The organism is Myroides sp. LJL119 (genome assembly GCF_054871605.1).
On record NZ_JBTXLO010000001.1, the window covers coordinates 249,059 to 262,551 of the forward strand.

A 13,493-nucleotide genomic window follows, 5' to 3' on the forward strand; every position below is an offset into this window, starting at 1 on the left:
GCACTTTTATTTATAAATGAAAAAAGCTTTTAAAACAATCTTAAACTTAGTACCTCGGCCGATTCTGATTCGGTTGAGTTACTTGGTTAGACCAATCTTAGCCTGGTATTTAAAGGGGGATGTATACACCGACCCTATTGATAAGAGAAGTTTTAGAACTTTTTTACCTTATGGTTATTCTACCCAGAGAAACAACGCACTGTCTCCCAGTACCCTTTCTTTGGAAAGGCATCGCTTGCTTTGGCTTTACCTTAAAAATGAAACTGACTTTTTTACTCAACCTAAAAAGGTTCTACATTTCGCCCCCGAACAGGCTTTTTATAAGCGGTTTAAAAAACAAAATAATCTAAATTATATTACCACAGATTTAGAATCTCCTTTAGCAGATGTAAAAGCGGATATTTGTAATCTACCCTTTGAAGATAATAGCTTTGATATAATTTTGTGTAATCATGTTTTAGAACATATTCCCGATGATCAAAAGGCTATGAAAGAATTATATCGGATTTTAAAACCTGGAGGAATGGGAATCTTCCAAGTTCCACAAGATCTTAAAAGAAAAAGCACCTTTCAAGATGACAGTATTACAGACCCTAAACAAAGAACCGCAATATTTGGTCAGTATGATCACCTACGAATATATGGTCTAGATTATTTTGATAAACTTCGTCAAGTAGGCTTTAGAGTTGATCCGGTTGACTACACAAAAGTAATAAAACCAGAACTCATTACTAAGTATTGCTTATGTGAGGGAGAAATTATTCCAGTATGTTATAAATAATTTATTATTAAGCATGTTTTTTATTCTTTTAGTCTTTGCTTATATTGCATAGATTAACTATAAAGAATCAAAAGCAATGAAAGATACTGTGATATTTGACATGGATGGCGTATTGTTAGATTCTGAAAAACTTTGGAGACAAAGCGAGCAGGAAATTTTAACAAGCTTAGGGGTTGCGTATAATTTAGCACAAGCCAATCAAATCAAAGGACAAACTATCCAACAAATTGTTCAATTCTGGTATAATATCAGACCCTGGCAAGGTCCTTGTGTGGAACAAGTTGCTTCTATGATTTCTAATCGTGTTATTCAATTAATACAGCAACAGGCCGTCCCAAGTCCAGGTTTACTAGATGTTTTTGAGTTTTTAAAGAAAAACAATATCAAAATTGGCTTGGCAAGTAATTCTAGCTCTCAGATAATACAATACACTTTAGAGTCTTTAAAGATAACTCCATATTTTGACCAAATCGTCTCTGCCGAGCAAGTTGACAATCCCAAACCTGAACCTGATGTGTATTTACAATGTGCTAAATTACTAGGTTCTAAGGTCAAAAATTGCATTGTTATTGAAGATTCCTATACGGGAGCCAAGGCAGGTAAATCAGCCAACATGGAAGTTATTCTTTTTGGTGAAAATCATGAAGTGAAAAATGCAAAATTTGATTTCGTGGACTTTAAAATTACAAGTTTACACCAAGTCTATACGGATCTTGATAAACTCTTTATAATATCAAATTTTCACTAAATAAAATAAGAATGACTCACAGATTTTACGCTATTGTACTTACTATACTTGGCACTATGCTCAGCTTTGCACAAGTACCGCAAAATACGACCGCTGATTATATAAAAACGGCAAGTTTCATGTGTCAAGGACAATCCTGCAATCCATTTTTTAGACTAGGAGATACTTTTAGTTTTGAGTTTGATGACTTATACGCAGATGACACTAATTACTTCTATCGAGTACTTGCATATAATTATGATTGGACACCTTCGGACTTAAAGCCTATTCAATACATCAAAGGAATGGAGAATCAACGCATTATGCATAGCGAAAACTCTTACAATACTTTGCAAAACTACACCCATTATAAGCTAAATCTACCAAATAGCGTATATCAAATCACTAAAAGCGGAAATTACGTTTTAGAAATCTACGATCAAGACAATCAAGTTGTTATAAGAAGGAAATTCATCCTATACGAAGATGTTGTAAATGTGGGGGTGGCTGTAAAAAGAACAAGAGACTTACAAGTATACGAAACCAAACAAAACCTGGATTTCACCATCTCATTGGGTGATAATCTACTTACCAATCCTACTGCCAATATAAAGGTTGCAATATTACAAAATGGTCGTTGGGATAGCTTTAAAACAGGAATAAAACCACAATATACTATAGGTAACGATTTGATTTATCGCTACGAAGAACCCACCCAATTTTGGGGGTTAAATCAATTTTTAAATTTTGACAATAGCGATATAAGGCAAATAAATAACTTTATTGGCTCAACAACTGTATCTGGCGGAATTTATAACACTTACTTATATACAAACTACAGTAGAAAAGACAAAGGATATACCTATTTTCCCGATATACATGGTCAATTTGTCGTGAGAAACATAAATGCAAGAAATCCTAGTATTGAAGCTGAATATGCTTGGGTGTACTTTACCTATATACCAAGTGAGGACATGCCCAAAAATACCCATTACTACATTGGAGGTATGTTCAATGATTACCAACTAAACAACAATAGTAAAATGGATTATAATCCAGAGAAAAATTACTATGAAAAAGCTATATTAATAAAGCAAGGGTTTACCAACTACGCCTATATTGGGGTTGAGAACAATAAAGTCTCTGCAAAAAACAATCCCGATGGTAACTATGCCCTAACGCAAAATACCTATCAAGTAGTAGTTTATTATCGAAAAAACACTGATTTATATGACAGAGTTTTAGCCATCGGATATGCAGACGCTAAAAATATAACTTATTAATTGGAAACAATTCAAGTTAAAAATAATCCTAATCTGACAATAAAACCCTAACAATTACCTATTTTTGATTTTCTAATTTTCCAATTAGCTATGATTACACAAAACACTAAAGGCGTACAAGTTTCTGTTCGCAGTGTATACCAAGGAAGCTTTTTTCAAAAAGATATTTTGCAACACGCCTTCTCATATAACATTACCATAACCAATCATACCGATTTACCCATTCAAATAGACTCGAGATATTGGGAGATAATCGATTCATTACAAGCCACAAAAATTGTTCAAGGGCAAGGTATAATAGGTCAACAGCCAATTATTGACCCTTTAAACAGCCATAGCTACACCAGTGGTTGTATACTACATTCAACAATAGGAGTCATGACTGGGTATTATAATGTCGTATGTCCCTTAGAGAATCGCACTTTCAAGGTTCGTATTCCTAGGTTCAAGTTAATTGCTACCTATGCAATGAATTAGCTTATTTCGGATAAATATTTTAAGATTTATTAGCAAATAAATTTTTAATACTTTAACCATTTGGACTGATTTGAAATAAGATTATTAAAAAATAATACAACCTTTTTTACTATCTTTGTAATAACACATTTTTTAACAACTACTTAAAAAAGAAATATATGTCAAAAGGATTCTACCAAGTTCCTGTAGCTGTAAATGAGCCAGTAAAGTCTTATGCTCCAGGGTCAAAAGAAAGAGAATTGACTTTGAATTCTTTCAAAGAACAATACAACCAACAAGTTGATATTCCATTATATATCAATGGAGAAGAAATTAGAACAGGTGATACTAAAGATTTATTCCCTCCATTTGATCACAAACATAAATTAGGAGTTTATCACCAAGCTGATCAAAGCTTAGTGGAAAAAGCTGTTTCTACTGCTTTACAAGCAAAAGTGAAATGGGCAGCAATGCCTTGGGAGCAAAGAGCTTCGATTTTCTTAAAAGCAGCCGATCTTTTAGCTGGCCCATACCGTGCTAAAATTAATGCTGCAACAATGATTGCTCAAGCAAAAACTTTACACCAAGCCGAAATCGATGCTGCATGTGAGTTTATTGACTTTTTAAGATTCAATGCCCAATATATGGCTCAAATCTATTCAGAACAACCTGAATCATCAGAAGGAATGTGGAATAGATTAGAACACCGACCATTAGAAGGATTTATTTACGCTATTACACCATTTAATTTCACTGCAATTGCTGGTAACTTACCAACATCAGTTGCAATGATGGGGAATGTAGTTGTTTGGAAACCATCAGCTACGCAAATTTACTCAGCTAGAGTAATTGTAGAGGTATTACAAAAAGCAGGTCTACCAAAAGGAGTAATTAATGTTATCTACGGAAATTCAGGAATGATTACCGACACATTATTAGCTAGCCCTGATTTTGCTGGAATTCACTTCACAGGATCAACCGGAGTATTTAACTCCATGTGGAATAAAATTGGACAAAACATAAACAACTACAAAACTTACCCAAGAATCGTAGGTGAAACTGGAGGGAAAGATTTTGTTATCGCTCACCCTTCAGCGTGTCCAAAAGAGGTAGCTGTTGCTCTTGTAAGAGGTGCCTTTGAATACCAAGGACAAAAATGTTCAGCTGCATCAAGAGCTTATATACCTGCTTCTTTATGGGAACAAGTTAAGCAATACGTTGGTCAAGATTTAGCTACCATTAAAATGGGTTCACCTGAGGATCCTTCTAACTTTGTTTCTTCTGTAATTTCTGAATCTTCATTTGATAAATTAGCCAGTGCTATTGATCAAGCTCAAAAAGATACCGATGCACAAGTAATCTTTGGTGGTAAATATGATAAATCTGTTGGATACTTCATTGAACCAACAATCATAGAAACTACCAATGCTCATTACACAACAATGGAAACGGAGTTGTTTGGGCCTGTGTTAACAGTATATGTTTATGAAGATGAAAAATGGAGCGAAACTTTAAAATTAGTTGACCAAACATCTATCTATGCTTTAACTGGAGCTATTCTAGCAACATGTCGTTATGCTATTGTAGAGGCTACAGAAGCATTACAAAATTGTGCTGGTAACTTCTACATTAATGATAAACCAACAGGAGCTGTTGTAGGACAACAACCATTTGGTGGAGCTAGAGCTTCTGGAACAAATGATAAAGCCGGATCTATCTTAAATTTATTACGTTGGGTTTCTCCGCGTACAATTAAAGAAACTTTTGTACCAGCTACAGATTATAAATATCCATTTTTAGGATAAACTAATACAATAGAGAAACATTCAAAAATAGAAATGCCCCAAAAGTTTTAAATACTTTTTGGGGCATTTTTTTATCCTCTATATTTTAATGGTAAGTAAACTACTTTCTTAGTCTCAAAAAATGGATCATCAAAAACATTGCTTAGATCAAATTCCACTGCTTTAGGAAAGTCTAGTAATTCCTGTGTCAAATCCCCTCCTTTTAAATACAAAATACCATTTTCAAATTCGTGGTTATTTTCCTTTTTAGTACGGTGTCTAATCCAACTAACAAAATCAGGCATATTAGTTACGGCTCTACTAACTATAAAGTCGAATTTCTCTTCCACTTTCTCGGCTCGCATTTGCTCTGCTTTAATATTGGTTAATCCCAATTCTTGGATAACTTGATTAACCACCAATATTTTCTTTGCAATAATATCAATTGCATAAAATTGCACCTCAGGATAAAGTATAGCAAGTGGAATGGCTGGAAAACCTCCTCCTGTACCAACATCCATCACACTAGCCCCTGGATGAAATTCCATAATTTTAGCAATCCCTAGGGAATGTAAAACATGCTTGGTATATAATTCATGAATATCTTTTCTTGAGATAACATTAATCTTAGCATTCCACTGGGTGTAGACCTGCTCTAATTTGGCAAATTGATTGATCTGTTGATCCGTAAGATTTGGGAAATATCTTAAAATCTCTTCCATGTGTAAAATTTTGACAAAATTAAGCTTTTTTATTGGTTAAAACCACCCGAATACTTCAATTATACTACTAGAATAATTACCTTTGATTAGATATCCAACAAAATAGTATTTCCACATTATGAGTAATGAATTTTTATCAGATAGAATTAAAGGACTAGCAACTTCCCAAACTTTAGCAATGGCAGCAAAAGCTAGAGAGCTAAAAGAGCAAGGAGTTGATGTGATTAGCCTTAGTCTTGGAGAACCTGATTTTAACACACCCGATTTTATTAAAAAAGCTGCTATACAAGCCATTGAGCAAAATTATAGCAAATATCCACCAGTGGAAGGTTACTTAGATTTGCGACAAGCCATCAGCCATAAATTTAAAAGAGATAATAATTTAGATTATTCTCCCAATCAAATCGTAGTTTCAACTGGAGCAAAACAATCTTTATACAACGTAGCACAAGTGATGATAAATCCTGGTGATCAAATTGTAATTCCAGCTCCATATTGGGTAAGTTACGCAGAGATAGTTAAGCTATGTGGTGGGATTCCAATTGAGTTACCGACAAATATAGAAAATGACTTCAAAATTACACCAGAACAACTTGACCAAGCAATCACACCAAAAACAAAAATGGTATGGTTTTGTTCTCCTTGTAATCCAAGTGGTTCGGTATATAGTCAAGAAGAATACCAAGGATTAGCACAGGTATTAAAAAAATATCCAAATGTATTTATCTTATCAGACGAAATTTATGAACACATTAATTTTAAGGGCAAAACAGCAAGTATTGGGGCAATACCTGGCATGTTAGAGCGAACCATTACAGTAAATGGTATTGCTAAAGCCTTTGCAATGACAGGTTATCGAATTGGCTATATCGGAGCTCCTGAATTTATAGCAAAAGCCTGTACCAAGATACAAGGACAAGTAACCTCTGGGGCCAATAGTATCGCTCAAAGAGCAACTATTGCAGCAATACAAGAAGATCCTGTCTTTTTAAAAAACATGGTAGATGCATTTAAAAATCGACGCGACCTAGTTGTATCTCTTTTAAAAGAAATTCCAGGAATGAAAACCAACGTACCACAGGGTGCATTTTATGTATTCCCTGATGTATCGGCTTTCTTTGGTAAAACTTTTGAAGGTTATAAAATTAATAATGCCGATGATCTAGCTATGTATCTTTTAGATAAAGCTCATGTTGCATGTGTAACCGGAGCTGCATTTGGAAATCCGGATTGCATCCGCTTCTCCTACGCAACAAGCGAAGATCAACTAATAGAAGCTTTTAAAAGAATTAAACAAGCTTTAAAGTAATAACAACAGTAGGCTTTGTTTTATTAACAAAGCCTACTTATTTTGAAATACCTTTAGATAAGGCCTATAAGATGTTAAAAATTTATCTATTTTTTTAGTATCTTTATTATTCTACCTAATATATAAAAACTGAATTTGGACTTACTTTTAAAAAATATTGCCTTACATATAAGCCTTAGTGACTTAGAACAACAAACGGTATTAAGTTTCTTTGAGACACAAGAATTTCCTAATAAAACAAAACTTATCTGTGCCAATAAAGACATTAGTCCATCTTACTTTGTAGTAGATGGTATATTAAGAAATTATTACATAGATGAACAGGCAAACGAACACACATTGAGTTTCTCCCCTGAAGGCTGGTGGATGGCAGATATGTACAGTTTTTTATCCAAAAAAACCTGCACCTCTTATATTCAAGTAATCGAACAAGCCAAAGTTCTTGTGTTAACTAGAGATAAACAAAATGAGCTATTTGCCCAAGTTCCCAAAATGGAAAGGTATTTTCGTATTTTAGTAGAGCGCTCTTTAATTGCTAATCAACAAAGGTTGATCGATAATTTAAGCCTTACAGCCGAACAGCGCTACGAGAAATTTTGTCAAAGATATCCTAGCATTAAAAATTGCATATCTCAAAAGCAAATTGCCTCCTATCTTGGAATTACTCCAGAATTTTTTAGCAAAATGAAAAGAAACTTATTAAAAAAATAAAGATAAATCTATTTCTTAAACTAGATTAAGTTTATTTTACAATCGATAAGCTATCTTTGTGTTATAAATCAGTAGAAACAAAATTTATGAACACAATATACAAAGCTAATACAAGAGGACATGCAAATCACGGTTGGTTAGATTCTCACCATACCTTTAGTTTTGCAAATTATCATAATAACGAACGAATGCACTTTGGTGTTTTACGTGTTTTAAATGATGATATAGTAGCCCCTAACATGGGATTTGGACAGCACCCTCATCAAAACATGGAAATTATTTCCATTCCCTTACAAGGTAGCTTAGCCCATAAAGATACGATGGGAAACACAACCGAAATTCATACAGGAGACATACAAGTTATGAGTGCAGGTACAGGAATAGAACATAGTGAGTTTAATCCTAGTGACGACCAAGAAGTCAAATTTTTGCAGATTTGGCTGTTTCCAGACACTCTAAATGTAGAGCCTCGATATGATCAAATTACTTTTGATAAAAAAAATCGTCTAAATCAATGGGAGACTATTATAGCACCAAAAGATGCTAATCAAGGGCTTTGGATACACCAAAATGCTTGGTTCGCTCTGGCTGACTTACAAAAAGGCAAAACTTTAGATTATGAGTTAAAAGACTCTAAAAACGCCATATATTTAATGGTCTTAAAGGGATCGATTAAAGTTTTAGATAAAACCCTTGAACTTAAAGACGCTATAAGTATTACCCAAGACAATAAAATAACCATAGAAGCCATGCAAGAAAGCGAGCTTTTATTAATGGAGGTTCCTTTGGAATTACCTAGCTATCTTGCGCAATAAACAACAAAACAAAAAACAATCAAAAAAAGCTCATCAAATAAACATTGATGAGCTTTTATTTTTATAATACAATTACTGTGCTTTTAGCCATTTTTTATACTTAAGACTTCCTCGGGAGTTAAAAATCTCCATTTTCCACGAGGCAAATTCCATTTAGTAATTGGCCCATACATTACACGATCTAACTTCAATACATTATAATCAAGACTCTCAAAAAGTGCTCGTACTAATTTCACGTTAGAAGCTTTTAACTTAATTCCAATCTCGGTTTTTGGTTGATCCTCAACATAGGCGATATCTTCAACAAAAACGCGCTTTTCCTCGATATAAATACCCTTTTTAATTTTCTCTAAATCCTCATATTTTAAGTTACGATCCAAAGATACTTGGTATACTTTTGAAGAACGTTGATCCGGAGAATTCAATCTCTGTAACAAATCGCTATCATTGGTAAAAAGCATAAGGCCTAAGGTACTTTTATCCATTCTACCAACTGGAGTTAATACGGATTTACTAGCGTTTTTAACTAAGCTTAAAACATTCTCATTGGAGATAAATTCTTCGTTGATTGTTGAGAATCCCTTAGGCTTATTTAACAATACATAAACCTTTTTCTCAGGAGTAATTAATGAACCATCAAAAACAACTGTATCACCAGGCTTAACCTTATAACCCATTTCGGTAACCACTGCACCGTTAACCTTTACATTACCAGAAACTATATAAACATCGGCTTCTCTACGAGAACATACTCCTGAATTGCTAATATATTTATTTAAACGAATTTCATCGGACTCGATGGTTTTCTTTGTCGTTTTTACTTTAGGCTTTGCGTCAAATGGCTTATTCGAGTCAGCTATAAAACTCTTTGACGAGCTCGGCGTTTTTCCAAATTTAGATTTAGAAATTGGCTTGCCCTTATCCTTCTTTTTAGCTCCACTAAAAGAGGATTTTTTATTTTTCGAATTTGACTTACCGTTATTCATAATAAATTATTTTTACAAAGATAGTTAAACTATGGATTTATAGAATATACTTTTAACTCAATTATCATAAACCAACCTTATTATTGTCGATTTTAATCAGTCAATTTATCACCTATGCCTTAAAATACAAAAAATTAGCTTAATAAAGAAGTACCACTTACAATTACAGAGGGTTTAATTAACACAATAGAAAAAACTCCCAGAAGTATTAACAACTTTAAACTCACATGTAATCGATGGTATTGAAAGTATGTATTCGAGTTCCATAAGCGATACAAAAAAACCAGCAATACAGCGATACACAAATAAAAATAGTAAGCCATATAGCCCATACTCTCATCTTTTATAAGTAAGTAAATCGGGATCAGAGTTAATACCACTAAAACGGTAATTACTTTTTTTGCAGTTGTTTCTCCAAATCGAACTGGTATGGTCTGATAATTATTAGCAAAATCACCAGGAACGTTCTCCATATCTTTAATTAATTCCCTAATTAAAATAATTAAATATAAAAAAAAGGCATTAATATATATTTCTGGATAAGATGACTTGAAGTACATTAATATTCCGAAAAAAGGCAAAATCGCCAACAAAGCAGCCATTAAATTACCAATTACTGGAAATTTTTTTAGCTTATGAGAATAAAACCAAAGTAAGAATATGTAGAATCCATAGAATAAACTAGCATGCCAAGAGACAAAAAATACCAGACCTACAGATAAAAAATTAAGTATAAAATAAACCTTTAATTTTGTATTTTGACTAACAAGACGGTCTAACATCGATTTAACCGGGCGGTTAATAACGTCTTTTTCGGCATCATAAAAGTTATTTATAATGTATCCACTAGCAATGGCCAAGGAGCTTGAAAAAATAATTAAAAATAATCGCCAATCTAAGATTACATCCCATGCTCTTTTCTCTTGAGCAAATAAAAAGATAGATGCTAAATACTGTGATAAAACGATAATGAAAATATTATAACCCCTAACTACTGAAAACAAACTGAAAATCTTGGCTAAGAGTATTTTATATTTCCTAGATAATATTCCCATTGCTTAACTTTTCTTGGCAATAGCCAAAGGTTATAATATTTAAAATATGTAATTCTAGAATTGATACACCAACTCTAGTTTATAGTCTTTTAATGATTCTTTTGCTTTTTCAAAGTCAGGAGTAAATCCTAAAATATAACCACCACCACCTGAACCGCAAAGTTTTAAATAATAGTCGTTACTTTCGATACCTTGCTGCCAAACTTGATGGAATTTTTCTGGAATCATAGGTTGAAAATGATTAAAAACAACACGAGATAGCTCTTTTGTATTTTTAAACAAAGATTTCATATCTCCTTTTAAGAAATTTTCTACACACGCATCGGTATGCCTTACAAATTGTTCTTTTAATATATGTCTAAATCCTTGATCTTTCAACTTCTCCATGAAAATTGTAATCATCGGAGCAGTCTCTCCTACAATCCCGCTATCTATCAAAAATACAGCTCCCTTACCATTAACGCTTTGAGAAGGTATACCCGTTGGCTCAATATTATCTTTGGAGTTAATTAAAATTGGAAGACTAAGATAACTATTTAAAGGATCTAATCCAGAACTAGTTCCATGAAAAAACGCCTCCATTTTTCCAAAGATTTGCTTTAAAGCAACTAATTTATCTTTAGTAAGATTCTCCAATACCGTAATCTTATCTAAAGCATATTTATCGTATATAGCCGCTACTAAAGCTCCACTGCTTCCAACTCCATATCCTTGTGGAATACTAGAGTCAAAATAAAGTCCTTGGTCTATATCGTTAAATAATGTGTTTAAATCAAATTGCACTAATTCTGGTTCACTTTGTTGTAAGTCTTGCAAATAAAGTGAAAAGTTCTTTAAGCTTTGATTGGAATTTGCAGCAACCTGATCTAAATTTTGATCAATTTTCAGAGCTCCGTTATAAAAATTATAAGGGATAGATAACCCCTTGGAATCTTTTATAATTCCATACTCTCCAAATAATAATATCTTCGAATAAAATAATGGTCCTTTCATAGCAATAAAAGTAATTTACCCCACAAAAATACATATAATATTCTCATGGGTATCGTTGATTTACATTTTTTTTATAAATATCTGTTTTTGAAGCCATAAACACAATGTCTACAACCATTTCCACAGCATTGTCCCTTTAAAAAATGATATAATTCCGTAAATACAAAATAACCATTTTCCATATAATAATGAGTCATTTCTTGCATTTGACTTCTACGCAGTGGAAGTTGATTTTCTTTACTAAATTCTAGCATCTGCTCGAATTTTCCCAAGCAGTTATTGCATAAACATTTATGATAACTCTTGGCTAAAAATACGCGTAATTCCCCACTTATGTTAACTTTCGTGCAATCACAGTTAACAATATCTTCGGCCCTACAATCTATAATAGCCTTACAATGGGTACATAATTTATTTTTTGTCATAATTATTTCATGGTTGCAAAGTTATAAAACTGTAAATTATTACTTTGAGAAAATTCCTTTTCAAACTCTTTTTTACCTGTTTGATGATTATAGAGCTCAATCTTTATCTTATTTTCCTGTTGCTCTAAGGGTATCCTTAGGTAACTAATTTCACTGGGTAGAGTTTGCCAGTTTCTAGTATCGGCTTTTTCCGAAAGTAAGTTATAAACCTGTACTCCAAAACCTAACCCCTCTAAAACAGCATTATTCTCTCCTTTACTGGCTTGATTACGAGCGGCAGCTTTTAGAGAATATTCCGCAGATTTTTTCACAGCCATCCGTGTTAATATTTTTCCTAATTCCTTAGCTGAACGTTCCTTTAAAGTAGAAACAGCAAGATTATCTATATCTTGAACTTGCTCGAAACTATAGCTTTTTTGCTCATTAACTTTAGCCTTAGCCATATAATAAGGCTTCATAATAGAAAGATACTTAGGATAAGCAATATTAACACTATGTATGTCATTTAAAGAAGTACCTCCTGCAATACCAAGATCCACCGGAATCATTATACCTAAAGCGTTGGTAAAAAACAAGGCTCCACTCTCTCCTTTTACCAATGTAAATAAAACATCTTCTTGTTGTTTAATTGGCGCTAAACCATTCTCCCAAAAAATCACTAAATCTTTTGCTTGTCCATTAGATTCATGCTCAAAAGTGGTATTAAATGTCTTCTCTAATTCATAAAGCTCTGACGTAAATCCTAATAAATAGGCCATTCTCATAACATCATGTTGTAAAGTTTTTGGCATACTTACTCCATAATAGAGTCCTGTTTTTGAACTTAGATATACCTCCACGGCATTTCTATAAGAAATAAAAGCATTATTATAATCCCGATCATATTCATAAATCAAACCTTGCAGGATTAAAGAAAAGGCATCTTTGGAGTAACGAGTGGTTTTATCACCATACTTATCTGCTTGTTGGTAATTTTGCAAACTTATTCTCCTTGCCTCTACCACAGCTTCCTGAATCTGACCTAAATACATATAATTTAAAGCCTTGTAGTAATGTAACATAAAAATCTCAAATTCCTCCCCCTTATAATTTTGGCTCATTGAATTTAAAACCAAACCTACTGCCACATCACCAGCGGATTTCAGACCATCTTCAATAAGTAGATCAGCCTGATTCAAATACTGATTACTTAGTAGATAATCGCCTTGTAGGTGAGCCAAACGTCCCATTTCCATGTCATAGAGTAATTTGTTTCTTGGCTTCTTTAAAAGAGCATTCTTCTCTAAAGACTTCTTGGCACCTTGTAAGTCTCCTGCGCTAATTGCATTATAATACGGAGCAATTCTTTCATTATATGAGGCACACCCAAATAAGAAAAACATCAGCATAATAAATACTGATGTTCTTTTTAGTGTCGAAATGAATTGGTTATAAACCATTCCTTTT

At 33.2% G+C, this 13,493-nt stretch carries 14 protein-coding genes; 8 read left to right on the plus strand and 6 right to left on the minus strand.

Going from position 1 to position 13,493, the window contains the following annotated elements:
- Positions 1–16: 16 nt before the first annotated feature.
- The 5 genes from ACYSNV_RS01090 (at position 17) to pruA (ending at position 5,052) form a co-directional block, all read left to right on the plus strand.
- The gene (locus tag ACYSNV_RS01090) at positions 17–781 is read left to right on the plus strand and encodes a class I SAM-dependent methyltransferase (protein WP_461760716.1); all 765 of its coding nucleotides are present in this window, start codon (positions 17–19) and stop codon (positions 779–781) included.
- A 76-nt stretch (positions 782–857) separates the two neighbouring features.
- Positions 858–1,529 (plus strand): hexitol phosphatase HxpB, encoded by a 672-nt coding sequence (gene hxpB / locus ACYSNV_RS01095; RefSeq protein ID WP_461760717.1) that lies wholly within the window; start codon positions 858–860, stop codon positions 1,527–1,529.
- Positions 1,530–1,540: 11 nt separating this feature from the next.
- Complete coding sequence (locus ACYSNV_RS01100) at positions 1,541–2,791, plus strand: type IX secretion system plug protein (RefSeq protein WP_461760718.1); 1,251 nt, start codon at positions 1,541–1,543, stop codon at positions 2,789–2,791.
- Between the two features lie 90 nt (positions 2,792–2,881).
- The gene (gene apaG / locus ACYSNV_RS01105; RefSeq protein ID WP_461760719.1) at positions 2,882–3,268 is read left to right on the plus strand and encodes a Co2+/Mg2+ efflux protein ApaG; all 387 of its coding nucleotides are present in this window, start codon (positions 2,882–2,884) and stop codon (positions 3,266–3,268) included.
- A 158-nt stretch (positions 3,269–3,426) separates the two neighbouring features.
- Positions 3,427–5,052, plus strand: coding sequence for an L-glutamate gamma-semialdehyde dehydrogenase (pruA, locus tag ACYSNV_RS01110; protein ID WP_461760720.1), 1,626 nt, complete (start codon positions 3,427–3,429; stop codon positions 5,050–5,052).
- A gap of 71 nt (positions 5,053–5,123) precedes the next feature.
- On the opposite strand, the gene rsmG is transcribed toward pruA, so the two are convergent.
- Positions 5,124–5,753 carry a 16S rRNA (guanine(527)-N(7))-methyltransferase RsmG gene (gene rsmG, locus ACYSNV_RS01115; protein WP_461760721.1) on the minus strand — a complete coding sequence of 210 codons (630 nt, stop codon included), beginning with the start codon at positions 5,751–5,753 and terminating at the stop codon, positions 5,124–5,126.
- Between the two features lie 118 nt (positions 5,754–5,871).
- Here rsmG and ACYSNV_RS01120 point away from each other — a divergent pair, with 118 nt between their 5' ends.
- The 3 genes from ACYSNV_RS01120 (at position 5,872) to ACYSNV_RS01130 (ending at position 8,588) form a co-directional block, all read left to right on the plus strand.
- Positions 5,872–7,062: a pyridoxal phosphate-dependent aminotransferase gene (locus ACYSNV_RS01120; protein WP_461760722.1), complete on the plus strand. Its 1,191-nt coding sequence runs from the start codon at positions 5,872–5,874 to the stop codon at positions 7,060–7,062.
- 135 nt (positions 7,063–7,197) lie between these two features.
- Positions 7,198–7,773, plus strand: a complete 576-nt coding sequence (locus ACYSNV_RS01125; RefSeq protein WP_461760723.1) for a Crp/Fnr family transcriptional regulator — start codon at positions 7,198–7,200, stop codon at positions 7,771–7,773.
- A gap of 86 nt (positions 7,774–7,859) precedes the next feature.
- Complete coding sequence (locus tag ACYSNV_RS01130; RefSeq protein ID WP_461760724.1) at positions 7,860–8,588, plus strand: pirin family protein; 729 nt, start codon at positions 7,860–7,862, stop codon at positions 8,586–8,588.
- 83 nt (positions 8,589–8,671) lie between these two features.
- On the opposite strand, the gene ACYSNV_RS01135 is transcribed toward ACYSNV_RS01130, so the two are convergent.
- The 5 genes from ACYSNV_RS01135 to ACYSNV_RS01155 form a co-directional block, all read right to left on the minus strand.
- Entirely contained in the window at positions 8,672–9,574 is a 903-nt protein-coding gene (locus tag ACYSNV_RS01135; RefSeq protein ID WP_461760725.1) for a pseudouridine synthase, read from the minus strand.
- Between the two features lie 134 nt (positions 9,575–9,708).
- Complete coding sequence (locus tag ACYSNV_RS01140) at positions 9,709–10,623, minus strand: geranylgeranylglycerol-phosphate geranylgeranyltransferase (protein ID WP_461761067.1); 915 nt, start codon at positions 10,621–10,623, stop codon at positions 9,709–9,711.
- A 60-nt stretch (positions 10,624–10,683) separates the two neighbouring features.
- The gene (locus ACYSNV_RS01145) at positions 10,684–11,622 is read right to left on the minus strand and encodes a mevalonate kinase family protein (RefSeq protein WP_461760726.1); all 939 of its coding nucleotides are present in this window, start codon (positions 11,620–11,622) and stop codon (positions 10,684–10,686) included.
- 71 nt (positions 11,623–11,693) lie between these two features.
- A complete protein-coding gene (locus tag ACYSNV_RS01150; RefSeq protein ID WP_461760727.1) occupies positions 11,694–12,047 on the minus strand; it encodes a cysteine-rich CWC family protein in 354 nt (117 codons plus the stop codon).
- Positions 12,048–12,049: 2 nt separating this feature from the next.
- On the minus strand, positions 12,050–13,486 hold the full coding sequence (locus ACYSNV_RS01155) for a COG3014 family protein (RefSeq protein ID WP_461760728.1): 1,437 nt from the start codon (positions 13,484–13,486) through the stop codon (positions 12,050–12,052).
- Positions 13,487–13,493: the final 7 nt, after the last annotated feature.